The sequence below is a fragment of the Ruminococcus hominis genome (genome assembly GCF_014287355.1).
Classification (GTDB): Bacteria; Bacillota; Clostridia; order Lachnospirales; family Lachnospiraceae; genus Schaedlerella; species Schaedlerella hominis.
This window is the reverse complement of the sequence record NZ_JACOPE010000001.1, coordinates 496,019-513,769: the sequence shown is the minus strand read 5'-3', so window position 1 is coordinate 513,769 and position 17,751 is coordinate 496,019. Positions and strand designations below refer to the sequence as shown.

Annotated in this window: 12 protein-coding genes and 1 other annotated feature; of the genes, 1 reads left to right on the top strand and 11 read right to left on the bottom strand. The window is 38.6% G+C overall.

Going from position 1 to position 17,751, the window contains the following annotated elements; all coding sequences use genetic code 11:
- Positions 1 to 4 precede the first annotated feature (4 nt).
- The 4 genes from H8S40_RS02235 to coaBC all read right to left on the bottom strand — a co-directional run bounded on the left by H8S40_RS02235 (position 5) and on the right by coaBC (position 4,775).
- Positions 5 to 775 (bottom strand): acyl-CoA dehydratase activase, encoded by a 771-nt coding sequence (locus tag H8S40_RS02235; protein ID WP_186864451.1) that lies wholly within the window; start codon positions 773 to 775, stop codon positions 5 to 7.
- A 258-nt stretch (positions 776 to 1,033) separates the two neighbouring features.
- Complete coding sequence (locus H8S40_RS02230) at positions 1,034 to 2,665, bottom strand: hypothetical protein (protein ID WP_118725040.1); 1,632 nt, start codon at positions 2,663 to 2,665, stop codon at positions 1,034 to 1,036.
- A 163-nt stretch (positions 2,666 to 2,828) separates the two neighbouring features.
- Positions 2,829 to 3,449: an ECF transporter S component gene (locus H8S40_RS02225; RefSeq protein WP_186864450.1), complete on the bottom strand. Its 621-nt coding sequence runs from the start codon at positions 3,447 to 3,449 to the stop codon at positions 2,829 to 2,831.
- A 129-nt stretch (positions 3,450 to 3,578) separates the two neighbouring features.
- Entirely contained in the window at positions 3,579 to 4,775 is a 1,197-nt protein-coding gene (coaBC, locus tag H8S40_RS02220; RefSeq protein WP_186864449.1) for a bifunctional phosphopantothenoylcysteine decarboxylase/phosphopantothenate--cysteine ligase CoaBC, read from the bottom strand.
- 173 nt (positions 4,776 to 4,948) lie between these two features.
- Positions 4,949 to 5,185 (top strand) — a binding site (T-box leader).
- Between the two features lie 134 nt (positions 5,186 to 5,319).
- Between coaBC and H8S40_RS02215 the strand changes: the two genes are divergently transcribed.
- Positions 5,320 to 6,348 carry a bile acid:sodium symporter family protein gene (locus tag H8S40_RS02215; RefSeq protein WP_118725043.1) on the top strand — a complete coding sequence of 343 codons (1,029 nt, stop codon included), beginning with the start codon at positions 5,320 to 5,322 and terminating at the stop codon, positions 6,346 to 6,348.
- 80 nt (positions 6,349 to 6,428) lie between these two features.
- On the opposite strand, the gene H8S40_RS02210 is transcribed toward H8S40_RS02215, so the two are convergent.
- The 7 genes from H8S40_RS02210 to H8S40_RS02180 all read right to left on the bottom strand — a co-directional run bounded on the left by H8S40_RS02210 (position 6,429) and on the right by H8S40_RS02180 (position 17,555).
- Positions 6,429 to 7,361, bottom strand: coding sequence for a D-2-hydroxyacid dehydrogenase (locus H8S40_RS02210; protein ID WP_186864448.1), 933 nt, complete (start codon positions 7,359 to 7,361; stop codon positions 6,429 to 6,431).
- A 17-nt stretch (positions 7,362 to 7,378) separates the two neighbouring features.
- Positions 7,379 to 9,694 carry an EAL domain-containing protein gene (locus H8S40_RS16405; protein WP_186864447.1) on the bottom strand — a complete coding sequence of 772 codons (2,316 nt, stop codon included), beginning with the start codon at positions 9,692 to 9,694 and terminating at the stop codon, positions 7,379 to 7,381.
- Between the two features lie 138 nt (positions 9,695 to 9,832).
- On the bottom strand, positions 9,833 to 11,479 hold the full coding sequence (locus tag H8S40_RS02200; RefSeq protein WP_186864446.1) for a SulP family inorganic anion transporter: 1,647 nt from the start codon (positions 11,477 to 11,479) through the stop codon (positions 9,833 to 9,835).
- Positions 11,472 to 12,266 carry a class I SAM-dependent methyltransferase gene (locus H8S40_RS02195; protein ID WP_022075004.1) on the bottom strand — a complete coding sequence of 265 codons (795 nt, stop codon included), beginning with the start codon at positions 12,264 to 12,266 and terminating at the stop codon, positions 11,472 to 11,474. The genes H8S40_RS02200 and H8S40_RS02195 overlap by 8 nt, the downstream gene beginning before the upstream one ends.
- A gap of 7 nt (positions 12,267 to 12,273) precedes the next feature.
- Positions 12,274 to 14,265, bottom strand: coding sequence for a diguanylate cyclase (locus H8S40_RS02190; protein ID WP_186864445.1), 1,992 nt, complete (start codon positions 14,263 to 14,265; stop codon positions 12,274 to 12,276).
- Positions 14,266 to 14,359: 94 nt separating this feature from the next.
- Complete coding sequence (locus H8S40_RS02185; RefSeq protein ID WP_186864444.1) at positions 14,360 to 16,648, bottom strand: GGDEF domain-containing protein; 2,289 nt, start codon at positions 16,646 to 16,648, stop codon at positions 14,360 to 14,362.
- Positions 16,649 to 16,778: 130 nt separating this feature from the next.
- Positions 16,779 to 17,555, bottom strand: coding sequence for a ZIP family metal transporter (locus H8S40_RS02180; RefSeq protein ID WP_186864443.1), 777 nt, complete (start codon positions 17,553 to 17,555; stop codon positions 16,779 to 16,781).
- Positions 17,556 to 17,751: the final 196 nt, after the last annotated feature.

The window sequence follows — 17,751 nt, the reverse complement described above, 5'->3', positions numbered from 1 at the left end:
TTATTTATCGTTTTTTTCTGCTTTTTTCTTCTGCCAGCAATGCCGCTCCAAGAGCTCCTGCATATCTACCATCTTCTGTTGATTCTACGGTTCGTCCTATCTTTTCCGACAAAATCCTTGTAAAATACGTACTGTTGCTGATTCCACCTGTCAAAATCACTTTATCCGGAAGTTCTTTTCTCTGTGCCAGCTGACATACCTTTGCTGCAACAGAATCCACTACACCGGCTGCAATATCTTCTCTTTTATGCCCTTCCCCTATGTAATTGATCACTTCTGACTCGGCAAATACTGTACAAAGAGAACTAATTGGAAGTACCATTCCCGATTCTGCCATCTCAAACAGTTCCTGCAGCGTCACTCCCAGACGATTTGCCATAATTTCCAAAAATTTTCCTGTTCCTGCTGAACACTTATCATTCATCAAAAAATCTTTTACCATTCCGTGTTCTACCAGAATCACTTTTGTATCTTGTCCGCCCACATCAATGATTCCACAATTCTCTCCGGCGATCTTCCGTCCGCCTCTTCCATGACAGGTAATTTCTGTAATTACATAATCTGCGAAATCTACCGCAACCCTGCCATATCCGGTTGCAACAACCTTCGTAGAATCTGCCAGCACATCGATTCCCGATTCCTGCAAGCGTTCCTTTATTATCTTGCAGGTCTCTTTACTGCTCCATCCGGTTGGCAATACAAACTGCATCTGGCAGTCACCCCTTGTTACGACTTTTGATGCTGTTGAACCAATATCAATTCCTACGTAATTCATAACTTCCCCTTTCGTATCCAACTATATCCAAAGTATCATTTTTTTCTTTCAAATACAATAAAACCCAGACATGTGCTTATAGCTTTTTTACATGTCTGGGTTTATTTATTGAATTTATCTATAAATCATTTTTTATCTCAGTTGAGAAGACTCCCACCTCTTCAGCTAGTGAGTAATAGCAAATTTGTCTCAGGACATTGAGTCCAATCTCCGACTGAGACAAACGCTTTGCGAGAATGCGCAGTGATTCTGATAGACCTACGCATGTTTAATATTATCATCTACATTATTTTTTTTGGCAGTCTTATCCTCTATATGAATAATCTGCTGAGATTCTTTCTTTTCTACTTCTTCCTGCGCAGCTTTCTCGGCTGCTTCCTGCTCAGCCAGTGCCTCTTCTTCAGCGGCTTCTTTTGCAGCTCTTGCTTCTTCTTTAGCTTCTGCTCTCTCAGCCAATGTCTCATTGACATTCTCTTTTACCGCTTCAAAATGATCGTACAGTTTCTCCATATTTTCTGAAAATGCTGATACAACATTTGTCTTACGAAGCATTGTCACTAAAGCTCCCACTACACCAATGCCAATCACTGTTCCCAGCACAACCCACTGTGTAGCTGCACTTATTCCCATGAGATTCATAATCATGAATACAGAAGACAAAATTGAAATGCTACAGCATCCCACTACCAATTCCATCATATGGTTTTGTTTCTTCTCAGCCATATCTTTTATCTGCTCATTTAAGAAATTCAATTTCTTATCAAGATCATTGATCGAGCCCTCAATTCCATTCATATCTAACAAATGCTGATAAATGATCTTAATCTCATAATTTCTTGAAAGATTCATAGCACGCACTACACCGAATGCCTGAAAATGCATCAGTATATCTTTGATTTCCTGCTTTTCTTTCGCTTTCATATCTTCCGCAGCTGCCTGTTCTGTCAGATACTGACATGTATATTTCTCATAAAGTGCGATGATTACTGCCGGAAGTTTATCTTCTGCATGCTGCTTCATCTGACCTTCCATGTTCAGATTATAGTCTGCCATAACATAGGATACTGCCTGATCTGAAACACATGCTCCCCAGTTATATGCCAGATGAATCTTATCCTGTGCTGCATACAGGTACTGCAGTGCACCTGTCATGTCTTCATCCACATCTGTAGATAAAGGCAGCATATTATTCTGATTACAAGTTACTCGTCTTATCGTATCTAAGTCACGGAATCTTCTTCCGATCATAGCCAGATTATATGTAAATGCATCTAAGAACACAGATGTTCCACTACGATGAAATACTTCCAGACCAATTGTATCCAGTAATATATCCAGTTTTTCATCCAATGAAAATTCATGTGTCTTTTTCTCATTGTCCAGATAAAAATATCGAGACTGTGTATCTGCACTTCCCGGATTACAAATCTGGGCGATTGCATCCATTCGACTATAACGAAGTCCCATACATAAGAATGCAACTCCTGTCTCAAACACATATAAATAAGCAGAATGAATATCAAATCCATCCTTCTCCCAGTTTATTCCAAGTTCAATTCTATCCTGATCCAAATCTGTAACGGCAAATCCCATTACGTTCTCTACTTCTATATTATCTAGCAATTCTTTGATAAATGTCTCACGCAGGAACTTGTAGCAGACACCAACATGCATTGGATCGTTTTCTTTAAATAATATCTTTGCCTGTTCTGTCAGATTCGTCGTTGTAATATCCTGTTTCTCACAGTTTGCCTTCAGCCATACCTGGTCAAGCTCTTCTTTTCTGTACTTCAACGGAAGCACTACATAGCTTCCTAATTGTGCACTCAAAAGAAATGGTTTCAACTGCTCGAACTCTTTCATAATTGTTACTTCTTGTTCCATTTCCATTATTCATACCCCGCTTTTGTAAACGTCCTTGTACCTGTTATTCTTGAACAGATACACACAATTACAGACTGATTCTAACATAAAATACTTTCTCTGGCAAGAATTCTATTTCTCTAAAGCAAGTTACTGTTCACAGTACCTGTGACCAGTAACGCAAGCAATTCTATTTCTCTGAAGGCAGTAAACGTGCTTTGAAAAGTGCTGCTCCTATTGCACCTGTGATGATTGTAGATGCAACCATTTCACTGATAGCATTCACACCAACCATCATGCAGCATCCGATAATCACATTTCTTCCGTTCATAAGCCCCTGCACATATTCTGTATTTCCAAATAATACTACTAAAAATGTCATAAAAAACAAAGTATTTAAAAATGCTGAAAAGAATCCTGTCACTGCACTTGCCACATATGCATTCGTTCTTTTTCTTGTTGCTTTATAAATAAATCCGATAAGCAAACCATCCAAAAGACGTGGAACTACACGCTGGATAAATGCCAGAACAGGATTGATACTAAAGAGCATTGCTCCCATTACGCTGACTCCGCCGATTCCAATACACTGACCAAAGCTTGTCAGTCCAAAGATCAGTCCGGCAATTGCACCACCTGTCGGTCCTAATACGATTGCACAAATCGCAACCGGAATTACATTAAATGAAATTGCCAGTGGTCCAATGTTCAGATAACCTAATGGTGTACAGGACATAATGATAAGGACTGCTGTCATAAGTCCCAATGTAGCAAGTTGCATCGTGTTGAATTTTTTTGTTTTGTTGTTCATGTTTTCCTCCTTGTTACCGCTCCGCTTTGTGCGGATGCAATACGGTGTGTGTTATTAAGTTGCCGCCCATTCTTTGTATCCTCTTATCACTTGAAGCACATATGGGCGATTCTCTTGTAACTGACTTTCTTAGCGAATCGTCAATTCAAGAATTTTATCCAGAAGTTTATTGGCTGCATCCTCCTTGCTCATAAGCGGAAGTGATGTTTCCTCCTTCTGCGTAATCAGAGTCAATACATTAGTATCTCCCTGGAAGCCTGCGCCAGCCTCTTTTACATTGTTGGCTGCAACCATATCCAGGTTTTTCTTTTCAAGTTTGGCTCTGGAATTACTGATCATATTCTGGGTTTCCATAGAAAAGCCACATAAAAACTGTCCTTCTCTTTTATTTTCTCCCAAATATTTCAAAATGTCATCTGTCCGTTCTAACTCTATAGACATCTGACCTTCTTTTTTCTTAACTTTTTCAGAACTAACAACTGCCGGACGATAGTCCGCAACAGCCGCAGCTTTGATAATAATATCCTGCTCATTACTGATTCCCGTCACCGCTTCAAACATATCTTTTGCCGTAACGATTGGCACAACATTTACAAAAAGCGGAGCTTCAATCGCAGTACGTCCACTTACCAGCGTAACCTCTGCACCACGAAGCATCGCAGCTTTTGCAATTGCATATCCCATTTTACCCGAAGAATGATTCGTAATGTATCTTACCGGATCAATTGCTTCTTGTGTCGGTCCTGCCGTAACAAGAATCTTCTTGCCTTGCAGATCTTTCTCACGGGCAATCTCTTTTTCAATATACGCAAGCAGAGTCTCCGGTTCCGGCATCTTACCTGCCCCCGTATCTCCACATGCCAAATATCCGCTTGCCGGCTGGATCACCTCATATCCATAATGCTCCAATATTTTTAAATTATCCTGCACGATAGGATTCTCAAACATATTCGTATTCATAGCCGGTGAAATATATTTCTTACATTTGCATGCCATCACCGTAGTAGTCAGCATATCGTCTGCAATTCCATGTGCCAGCTTTCCAATAACATTGGCACTTGCCGGTGCGATCATTACTACATCCGCTTTCTTTGCTATTGAAACATGCTCTACTTGAAACTGAAAATTCCGGTCAAATGTATCCACCAGACATTTATTTCCCGTAAGGCTCTCAAATGTAATCGGATTAATAAAATTCGTCGCATTCTGTGTCATCAACACATGCACATCCGCATGAAGCTTCTTCAATGCACTTGCAAGTGATGCAATCTTATATGCTGCAATGCTTCCTGTTACACCTAATAACACTGTTTTTCCCTTCAACATCTTCCATCTTCCTTTCCAGTTTCTATAAATGAATTCGATTTATTATAAACTACTCAAAAATACAATTCAAGTCAATCATAAAGATACTCTGTTTTTTGTTTCATACAAAATTTGTTCTTGACATTTCATTTCAGAGGTCTATAATGCGTAATTGTAAAACAAATACAGTTCACCGAAATTCGTCGATGAGAACAATGCCATATCTTATTTTATTTCACAGAGAGCCTGTGTTTGCTGGAAGCAGGTAATAAACAGATAAGGATATCCTCTCTAAGAAGCGGGTTGAAAGCACGATTAAGTAAACCTCGCCGGTCTCCTCCGTTATAGGGAACGCGTATGATAGTACGTTAGAGTGTTGCAGATTTTATTTGCAGAATTAGGGTGGTAACGCGGATTTATTCGTCCCTTTTCAGATTCTTGGTCTGAAAAGGGATTTTTTATTTCACTTTTATCTTTTCATTCCTCTGGATTTGGTGAACAAGTTACGATTTACAAATTCTTGTAAACCGCAACATGAACAAATATATTTTAGGAGGTACTCGTAATGAAAGCATTACAAAAAGCAAGCAAATTTTTATCAGATTATACTTCTGTGGTCGTCATCGCAATCGCAGTTGTCACATTCTTCATCCCGACTATGATGGGATGGGTAAATTTTCAACTTTTCACTGACCCGGTATCTAACAAATTTACCTGTCAGTCTATCATCATCGGTATCATCATGTTTAGCATGGGACTTACCCTGACAACTGAAGATTTCAAAATTCTGGCGCAGCGCCCATTTGATATCTGCGTTGGTGCACTTGCCCAGTATCTGATTATGCCATTCCTCGCATTTGCACTTACTAAAGCTTTGCATCTGCCTGATGGTATCGCACTTGGTTTGATTCTTGTTGGCTGCTGCCCTGGTGGTGTATCTTCTAACATTATGTCTTATCTGTGCGGTGGGGACGTCGCATTTTCTGTCGGAATGACAACCGTTTCTACACTGCTTTCCCCAGTCATGACACCGCTTATGGTCTCATTGCTTGCCAGCGGCACACAGATCAGCATCAAAGGACTTCCAATGTTCGTATCCATCATTGAAACTGTAATTCTCCCTGTCGGTGTTGGTTTCTTGTTAAATTATCTCTATGGCAAAAAGAAAATGTTCCATGAGATTCAGCAAATGATGCCTGGTGTTGCCGTACTTGGTCTTGCCTGCGTAGTCGGTGGAGTTGTTTCTTCTCAGGGTTCTAAATTCTTCCAATCCGGTGTTGTCATCTTCGTCGCTGTATTACTTCATAATGGACTCGGATATTTACTTGGCTACGGAGCCGGAAAACTTGTAGGTATGAATACCTCTAAAAAAAGAACCATTGCTATCGAAGTCGGTATGCAGAACGCAGGACTTGCAACTAACCTTGCAACTACAACAGCTCAGTTTGCTTCTACTCCGGAGTCAGCAATCATCTGTGCTGTATCTTGTACATGGCACTCCATCTCCGGTACTCTGTTAGCCGGTATGTTTGCAATGTATGATAAACATAAAGCAAAAGAAAATAAAGTTGGTGTTATGGCTGAAGCAAAATAAACAGCCTTCCTTAAAAGTATAAAAAGCAGGATATACATTCTCTTAAAATGTATATCCTGCTTTATTATATTTCTCAAACTCTACGCAAAGAATTCTTTCACCTGTCCAAATATAATGTCCATCAATTTCGTTCTTGCCTCGACGCTCGCCCATGCAATATGCGGCGTAATCAAAAGTTTTCCACTGTCTTTGATTTTTCTAAGAGGATTATCCACACTCATCGGCTCTTTTGTCAACACATCCAGACCAGCCGCAGCAATTTCACCCGTTTCTAACGCACCATATAAATCCTGCTCCACTACTATCGGACCCCTTCCAAGATTCAGAAATATCGCATTTTTCTTCATTTTGGCAAATGCTTCCCGGTTCATCAGCCCTTCTGTATACTCATTAAGCGGAGCATGCACCGACACAATATCCGATGTGGATAACAATGTGTCTAAGTCAACCTGCTCATACCCTTCCTGTGCCGGACTTCCCGATGCAGAATAATAAATCACATGTGCACCAAATGCTCTTGCAATCTCCGTTACTCTTCTTCCAATATTTCCAAGCCCGATAATTCCCCATGTCTTTCCATGAATCTCTGTAAAATGTTCTGCAAAATGTGTAAATTGTACATCATTTACATAATGCTCTTCTTTCACATAGTCATCATAGTAACGCATCTTTTCCAATAAATAAAACAACATTGCAAATGTATGCTGCGTCACTGTCTCTGTAGAATATCCCGCCACGTTCCGCCATGCGATCCCTCGTTTTTCCAGATATTCCTTATCCAGATTATTTGTACCGGTCGCTGTGACGCAAACTAATTTTAGATTCTTTGCAGTACCGATCGTCTGCTCATTAATCTGTACTTTATTCAGAATAATTACATCCGCATCCTTCACCCTCTCCGGCACTTCTTCTGTGGAAGAAAAGTCATGCTTGACAACTTCTCCCAGTGTTTCATATTGTGACAGGTCAATATCCTCACCAATTGTTTTTACATCTAAAAATACGATTTTCATGCTAATCTCCATTCATTTTAGTCCACGATTTGTCTCAATAGCTCTTCCTCGCATACCGGTCTGGAGAAATAATATCCCTGAATCAGGTCGATTCCCCACTGGTTTAGCAATTCTACTTCTTTCTTTTCTTCCACACCTTCTGCGACCAGATTATATCCCTGATTTTTTAGAATTGCACACATATTTCGATAGAACCTTGCTACTTTTTCATCTTCCATAATTCCCTGAAGTAATGAACGATCCATCTTAACACATGCAAACGGAAGTTTTAATACAGTATTCAGATTTGCATACCCCGAACCAAAATCATCCAGACACAATCCTATTCTTTCTGCCTGTAATTCTTTTACAAAACGATAAAGTTCTTCATTATATTCTGTTGCCACCGTCTCCGTAATCTCGAACTGGAAAAATGAAACCGGAAGATCGTATTCGCGGATCATAGCTATCAAACTATGACAGTATCCCTTTTTCAAAAACTGTGCCGGGGAAAGATTAAATTTCACACTTAGTAACTTTTCTCGCAACTTAGGATTTGCTTTCATAAAACGGCAGATTCTTCGAAATTGAAGAGAACTTAACGCATTAATCTGACCCGTATTTTCTGCAATTCTAATAAATACATCCGGCGGTATCATACCAAATTTCGGATGTCTTAAACGGCTTAGTGCTTCTACCGCTACAAACCTTTGTCTTTCTAATGAATATATCGGCTGATAATATACTTCAAATAAATCCTCACGGATTGCTTTTGGCAGAAAGCTTTCGATTTCCTTTTCATATTGAAAGCCATCCATGGTTTCTTGATTGCCCTGGATCACGATTGTATCACCACTTTTTACTGCCTGCGCCGTCAGATATTCAATATATGATAGGACTACCTCACTCTCCTGACCATGTTCATATTCCACACCACATATGATTGCCGGAATATGAATTTGTTCTTCACCAATCCGAAGCTCTTCGTCAAATAATTCTTTCAGTTCCTTTTGCATCCGCTTTGCCTCAGATTTTGAATATGCAGTAAGAATAAACTGATTTCCTCCTACACGGAACATCTGGTTTACATCCACCCGCTCCTTTATATACTCTGAAACCTTCCGAAGCATTTCATTTCCAAAGCTTGTTCCATAAATCGTATTCACACGTTTTAATTGAAACAGCACAACTGCTGTCATATAGATTTTAGAAACCTTCTGTTCTGGCAGCCACTCTTGAAAATACTGAATATCCGGCAACTGTGTCAGGTTGTCTCTACGTGCCAGTTTATTATAAATCGTTGCCTCTACTCGAAACTGCATATTATGAAATGCTGTATGTAACAATCCACTCATCAAAATAATGGAAAAGATCAGATTTCCAAGCTCAAATATGAAACCATATCTCGTAATATCAAATACCCAGTAGAGCAGCAATGAAGTGATTCCTATTACAGATACTACTACAAATGCAAATAAAATTGTTCTGATTTCTTCCGTCCTTTTTTCCTGATATTCTTTATATAAGCATATTTCCAATATTATAATTGCGATTACAATAAGTATATGCGTAATTCTCAGCATATCGATAAGCTCAAATACTTGAAGCAGTTTCAATACACTCTGTACCAGAATATTTACATAAAAAATATACTTCAACCAATTCAGAATCCTATATTTCTCCATTCCTCTGGTATCCCCAATAAAATGAATCATCGGAATAGGGAAAAACATAAACATGTAAAATGAAACATAAGATACTGCCAGCGAGTAATCAAACATGTTCTGAAGCAGAGAGGTATCTGTCAGACACCATATTCCACAACTGACTAAGTAAATCGCTGCATGTAAAAATCGTGTTTCTACAACCTTCTTGCATTTTAAATAAATATGAACTACTAATGATGCCATACTGATCAAAAACATGATAAACACAAGCACCAATACCAAACCTTCAGAAGTCAGCTGATAACGCAGAACTGCATCACTATATCCAATATATATGGGTTCGATTTTAAAAGTGTTGCTGCCATCATTTTTATACACGCAGGTTATTTTCTTTCCGCCAACATGATCCGGAAGCTGCGTTCGACACTCTAATTTATGCCGCATCTGAGCGTTTCTTGGAAACACTTCGTCATTATATTCATATAATACCCGTGCTCCCAATTTAATCTGGATCCGATAATATGCACCTTTTGTAATAATTGTTTTCAAATCCTCCTCACCGGTAATACCTACATGATACAGATTAAGAGTATCTTCCTTATAATTCGTAATCGTTACGGGCAGATTTACATCTATTTTTTTGCCATCTTGATAATAAAACCAATCTGATGAAATTTCTGTTACCACACTCTCTATCTCTTGATTTTTTTGATATGTCTGTTTCACCAAAAACGCAAGCGACATAATACAAAAAATAATTAGTAAGAATTCTATTATTCGACCTATTCTCTTTTTATTCATTCTATACCTTATTCCTTCTTCATACTATTTTACAAGAGACTCTGCATAATCCAATGCTTCAACGATATTTGTGCGGAAATTATCTTTTCCAACATCTTCTACAAAATGATCTTTCTCCATAACTGCCATCGGCTGTTCATTTACATGCGAGAATATAATTGTAATATGTTTTTTCTCAGCCCGTTCTACAAGTTCTCTCAACGTTTTCATCGCACTTGCATCGATAGCAGGTACGCTTCTCATTCGAATTACGATCACCTTTGTTCTGTGATCACTGTTAATACCTAATATCTGGTCTGCTGCTGCAAAGAACAATGGTCCTGAAATCTCAAACACACGAATACTTCGAGGGATATCTCTTAGTTTTTCAGCTTCACCTGGTGTGATATCCGGCTCATCAACGTATTTCCATGTTTTAATATCTGCTGTTTCTGCCATACGTTTCATAAATAACAAGGATGCAAGCACGACACCGACTTCAATTGCAACTACCAGATCAAAGAATACTGTCAGGAAGAATGTTGCAACCAATACAATCACATCACTCTTCGGTGCTGTTTTGCACAGTCTGAAAAATGAATTCCAGTCTGCCATATTTGCCGCTACAACAAGAAGTACTGCTGCAAGCGTTGTCATTGGAATCAATGCTGCAAGCGGCATTAGAAGAAGTAAAATAATTGCCAGTGTGATACAATGTACAATTCCGGCAATCGGAGTACGTCCCCCATTTCTTACATTTGCCGCTGTTCTGGCAATTGCACCTGTAGCAGGAATTCCGCCAAAAAGTCCTGAGAAAATATTTCCAAGTCCTTGTCCGATAAGTTCTGCATTCGACTTATGATTATCTCCTATCATACCATCTGAAACAACTGCTGACAGAAGCGATTCGATTCCAGCCAGAATTGCAATTGTAAATGCTGGTGAAAGCATCTCCTGTACCAGCTCAAAAGACACGGATGGCATATGAAATGCCGGGAATGAAGAATTTAATTCTCCATAAACACTTCCTATCGTATTGACCGGAAGATTAGCAAAATATACGATTGCTGTTGTTATAATAATAGCAACTAAAGAACCGGGAATTTTATCTGTCACCTTCGGCCACACAAGCATGATTACAACAGCAAGTGCACCAATTCCCAAGGCAACTGCATTAATTGTTGAAATATGATTTGCATACGCAATGATTTTTTGCACAAACTCGGATGGAACTGCTCCCATCTCAAGACCGAAGAAATCTTTCAACTGTCCGACAAATAAAGTCACTGCGATACCACAGGTAAACCCTGTCGTTATTGTATATGGAATATATTTGATCAAGGAACCAAATCTACACAATCCCATGATTACCAGAATAATTCCGGCTAAAATCGTCGCTACAACCAGCCCGTCTGTTCCATACTGGGCAACAATCCCATATATAATTACGACAAACGCTGCCGTTGGTCCTCCAATCTGCACACGGCTTCCGCCGAAAAATGAAATAAAGAAGCCTGCAATGATTGCAGTATAAAGACCTTGCTCAGGTCCTACCCCGGAAGCAATTGCAAGAGCAATTGAAAGTGGTAATGCAATAATCGCAACAATGATTCCGGAAATGATATCCTTCATCAATTGTTCTTTATTATAATCTTTTAATACCTCAAACAACTTTGGTTTTAAATCATTCATGTTTTTTATTATCCCTTTTCCTTATAATGTCTACTGTATGTGAACCGGCCCCCACCAGTTCCAAGCGCTCGCAAGTAGACAAATGATATTCTATAAATGTCTGAAATGTTTTTTCATCCATCGCATTTAATACCGGTCGCATATAATCCGACGGACCATCTGCAGAAATGATCTGTATACGTTCCATTCCTGCCGCATCATTATATGAGTCGATATCTTCCAGTCTCACATAATCATACAGGTCGGCCTCTTCCGGCTGCACTCTGAATTTTTCATCTATCTTACCATTTTCCATACATTCCAAAATGTGATTCTGTTTAAACCCATAAGTCAAAACACTATACTCATTCATACAGTATGCCACCAGAATCACACCTTCATCTTTTAACACACGTTTCGCTTCAGTAAGAGCTTTCACCTTATCTTCCTTTGAGTACAAATGATACATTGGTCCAAATATAAGAATCAGATCAAACTCTTTGTCCTGAAAACGGGAAAGCTTCATTGCATTTCCCTGATATGCTTTTACAGCACTGTTTTTCTTTTTCAAAATTCCCAGATTGTATTTCACGAGTTCTACTGCTGTCACATCGTATCCTTCTTCGGCGAGTTGAACGCTATATCTTCCGGTTCCCGCACCCACATCCAGGATTTTTGCAGACTTATCCACAGGCAAATATTTATGAATATATTTCATAGAAGTAATAAACTCCACCTGTCCATGTCTGCTTGTCAGACGTTTTTCTTCGTTAAACTTATTATAATATTTTTCAAGTTCTGTCATCATAGCTGTTCTATTCCTCAGCCTCTTCTATCATTTTTTTATAAGCAGAGCCCTCGTTGAATACTTCTAAATCTCTGCCCCCATCCTGCATAACTCTACTGATGTTTTCCTGGATTTCCTCAAGACATTCTAACAGAATCGGATTAAATTCCTCAGCTCTCTCATGCAATAGAATATGCATTGCTTCCTTGTGCGAAATACCTTTCTTATTCACACGGTCCCGAGTCAATTTATCATAAGCATCTGCCAATGAAACAATCTGCGCTGAAATCGGAATTTCATCCCCTTTAAGCCCATCCGGGTAGCCTTTTCCATCATATCGTTCATGATGCCATCTGCATATTTCGTAAGCTGTTGTTACCAGGTCATCCTCTTTATGTGAATCCAGATTTTTAAGCATCGATGCTCCGAGCATGGTATGTGCCTGTACCAGTTCTTTCTCACGCTCTGTCAGCGACTCTTTTTTATTTAAAATCTTTTCACTGATTCCGATTTTCCCAATATCATGTAACGCAGACGCTGTTTTAATAACAAGTTGATCCGACCAGTTCAGCTTATAGCGGTCTGTCTTTTGAACCAATTGTTCCAACAGCATCTCTGTTAAAATATGCATGTGACGGATATGTGCTCCATTTTCGCCATTACGAAGTTCCACGATCTGACTCAACAAATCTACCAGTACTCGTTCATTTTTTTCTTTCTCGTAAATCTGTTCTGTCACAAGTGCGATCAATCTTCTCTGCTTTGCATATAGCTTGATCACATTGCAAACTCTCTGATAGATAACCTGTGCATCAAATGGTCTGCCGATATACTCAGATGCCCCCATCCGATATGCTTTCGTCACACTTGCAATGGAATTATCCTGTGAAATAACTATAACCGGTATGTCTTTGATCCATTGGTTTTCATTCATATATTCCAAAACATCAAAGCCATCCATTCCTGACATAATGATATCTAATAAGATAATTGAAATTTCTGCCCCTTGCTTCTGCAATATTTCAACGCATTCTTCACCACTGGCTGCTTCCATAATATCAAAATCATCTTTTAACATTTCCGCAAGCATCTCTCTGTTTATCTCTGAATCATCTACAATTAAAACGCGTTGTTTACTTGTTGTTTCCAGATTTTTCGTTTTATCTGTATCAGTCACGATCATATTCTTTTTCTTTTTTGCCTGATACATCAACTGATCTGCTCTTGCAACTGTTTCTTCAATCGGCTCTTCGCCTTTCAATGCACCACCAATACTTGCAGAAATATGTAACCAGGAGTATTCCGGTACTTCTGCATCATAGATTCTCTTTTGTATCTGTCTTAATTTTTTTGCAAATACTGTCTCATCAATATCCGGAAGTAAAAGTAAAAATTCATCTCCTCCAAATCGGATCAATATATCGGTTTTCCGGATGCATGCCTGAATTTCTCTGGCTACGGTTTTTAAAACCATATCTCCCGCATTATGTCCCAAAGTATCATTATATAATTTAAAGTCATCCAAATCCATCATTGCAATGCCCATGCGTCCGTTCATTTTTTTCACATAAGCTTCATAATAGCGACGATTATATACTCCTGTCAGTGCATCCTGATATAACTCTTCATTATATTGAGTCAACTTACTGATCAAAAGACTTTTCCCTTTAGAATCCAACACTGTTTCATCTTCCAGACAGGATAACATTTCTACTACATATGCTTTTCCATCAATCTCTACATATCTTGCAATCACATAAAATATCTGCGAGCCGAGATATTCCAGCTTTGTATGTTGACTTTTCTCTTGCAAAGCTTTGATTGATATACAATTGCTGCATTCTTCTTTCCTGTTCCAGAATGAATAGCACTGGCATGTAACAGGTGTATCTGTTTCCACCCCATCTATTCTCTTTTTAATATCTTCCGCATCGAGTAGACGAACCACTGGAAATATATTTTCTAAATGTGCAATCCATTCGTCTGCCTGTTGTCTTGTCATAACCACATCTGATTTCATCTTTTTCCCCTTTAGTGTGTAAACCTCATACATTATAAGATAAATGTATACTCTTGTCTATAATATGTATTTTTATTTCTTCCATCGTCATAATCTAAAATTCATGTTGATTTGAATTCAAGAATTCCTCGAACTTCTCAACGCTAAGTGGCTTAGAAAAATAATATCCCTGAAACAGCCTACATCCCATACCTATCAACATTTCTAACTGCTTCTTTGTTTCTACCCCTTCCACAATCACACTCATGCCGATTTTCTCCGCAAGTACAATGATGCTTTGTAGAATATCCTGATCTCGCACTTCATTTTCTGTCGCTACCAAAAAATCACGGTCAATTTTCAAGACATTTGCCTTGATGTTTCTCAACATATTCAAGGATGAATATCCACTTCCAAAATCATCAATTTCAATTTGGAAGCCATACGCTTGAAGCTTTCCCAATATTTTCATGTTTTCTTTAAAATCTGACATCAGCGTTGTCTCTGTAATCTCTAATTTTAGCCTTTCCGGCTCTATCTCATACTGTTCTATCAGTTGAACAAATGTTTCGTAAATATCCAGGAAGAAAAAGTCTTTTGTAGAAATGTTTACAGAAATATAATATGGTATTTCTTTTTGCTTCCACTCTTTTAATTTTTGTGCAGCTTTTTCCCACATATACTTGTCTAATTTATATACTAATCCAGTCTTTTCCAATGTGTCCATAAATCTGCCCGGAGCAACAACACCTTTTTCAGGATGAATCCAACGTACAAGTGCTTCTGCTCCCTGAATCTGACCTTTTACATCTACCTGTGGCTGCAAGAACATCGCAAATTCTTCTTTATTTAATGCACATTCAAATTCTCCTATGATTGATTTTTCCTTCAGAGACTGTATAAGTTGTACTGTATTATAAAATGCAATTCTTTTTTGATAATTGTTTTTAATTGTCCCACCGGCTATATTCGCCTTATCGCACATAATGCTTATCGGCTCTTCTATGTCTCCGACTTCATATACCCCTGCATATATACGCAAATGAAAAACATTGCTTGTAAATTCCTCTTCTATTTTCTGAATTGCATCACTGATACGCTCTGTCGAGAATTCGGATTCCGGAATGCACATTGCAAAATGATCACCTTGTATTCTGGCGCACAACACCTTTTCTGTTCCGTAACTTTCCATAGACGCTGCCTGTCTACAGAGAATCTCATCTCCTTTTGCAATTCCGAAAATATCATTTACAAACTTAAAAGATTCAATATTCGTGTATAATATATAAAAGCTTTCATCTGAATATTTATGCAGTAATTGATATGTTTCTTCATAAAACTGTTCTTTATTTAACATTCCTGTTAAACCGTCATGTGTTGCACGATATTGTTCATACTCCAGCTTTTCCTGTTCTTTTGTCCTGTCATAAAATGTAAAACAAACTCCGACCACAACATCTTTCTCATCGTGGAGCTGTGTGACCACGATTTCAAATTTTCTGTCTTTTCCCGTTTTTCCTCCATACGCTGTGTGGTATATAATCGAAGATTGCACAAAATCTTCTTTATTTCCCGTATACCATTTCCTGTATTGTCTTTCTATAGTACCCAGATCTTCTCCTATTTGACAAAGCTCTTTTACTACATCATTACAGTATATGCATCTGCCGAGATTATCAAAACAGATTATCCCGCTATTGGATTCCTGTATTAATAATGCAAATGTTTTCTGCAGTAATTCATTTGGCACATAGCACAAACTAAAATAATAAATAAAAACGGATGTTATACTAAAAAATACAAATGACAGATTATATTCTCCCCTTATCCGTACTGCAAATATAGATGCGATCCCATCTAATAAAAATGCCAGTCCAATCATTGTATAACGTATCCGATAAAAACGCGATGTTTTAAGAATAACGATGCAATATGTCAAAAGCATTATCGCAATAATCCCCACCGCATATATGCTATGCATCATCCGAACATATTGCCAGCTTCCGTAATATATCTGCTTTTGAGCATCTGCTGTAATCTCCACATAAAATATCTGTTTTGACCATATATTAGCCAAAGCAAACAATGTATCCAGACTCGCATAGACTATCATTGCATTTCTTATAAATCTGACTTCTTTAAACTGCTCTGTATAGCGCTGCGTAAAAGCCATCAACAATAATAAAAGCCAGTCTACTCCTGCCATAAGAAGACTCTTGAGTACTGTCGCCACCTGAGGGTTCGAAGTATATATATACATTGTAGATAGAATCGCACATGCACATGCAGCCATCTCATATACCCACACACTTTTCGCCAATTCTCCATTCTTTCGTCTTGCCCTGTCTGCACAGATTCCCAGCAACACACATCCCAGGATATTGATTCCTCTCACTATGAACATACCCTTCTTTCCCCCTTCTTCAAGTCAAACGCACATGAGACCTGGTGCGTGATTTAAGGTCAGCATAAGCTGACATATTCTCATTAAAATCACTACACATCCTCACAAAGCGTTTTCCTATGTACTTTTACTATCCAAGTGCCACATCCAACATCATCATAACAGTAAATCCCACTGCGAAAAATACTGTCCCTATATTGGAATGTTCGCCTTGAGACATCTCCGGAATTAACTCTTCAACCACCACATAGATCATTGCGCCTGCCGCAAAGCTTAAAAGATATGGCATTGACGGAATGATCAATCCTGCTGCTAAAACTGTCAATACTGCTCCTATCGGTTCTACAATTCCAGACAATACACCAGCCACAAATGCTTTTGTTTTCTTCATGCCTTCTGCTCTAAGCGGCAATGAAATAATTGCCCCCTCCGGGAAGTTCTGTATTGCAATTCCAATAGATAAAGCAAGTGCACCTGCCGCTGTAATCTTTTCATTTCCAGATAAATATCCCGCATAAACCACTCCGACTGCCATGCCTTCCGGAATATTGTGAAGCGTGACTGCCAGCACCATCATCGTTGTCCTCTGTAATTTACTCTTTGGTCCTTCTGCTTTCTCGCTATTCCGATGCAAATGCGGAATTGCACGATCTAGTAACAACAAAAAAAGTACCCCGGCCCAGAATCCTATCACTGCCGGAATAAACGACCATTTCCCCATATTTTCTGACTGCTCGATTGCCGGAATTAACAGACTCCATACGGATGCTGCTATCATTACTCCTGCGGCAAATCCAGTCAACGACCGCTCTACAGAATCACTCAGCGAATTTTTCATAAAAAATACACATGCTGCGCCAAGCGAAGTCCCTAGAAACGGAATTAAAATAATATAGATATCTTTCATATCCTCTCCTTTATATTGACATTCTCATCATGTTCGTTATTACATATCTATAAATATTTTACTTTTTTATCCTATGTTATGCAACCAAAAAAGAAGATATTCGATTCATTTTCCTAAATCGAATATCTTCTTTGTATTTACTATTCTGCTTTTACCGGATTGGATACGCTCACCTTATGATCGTACCATTTTCCTT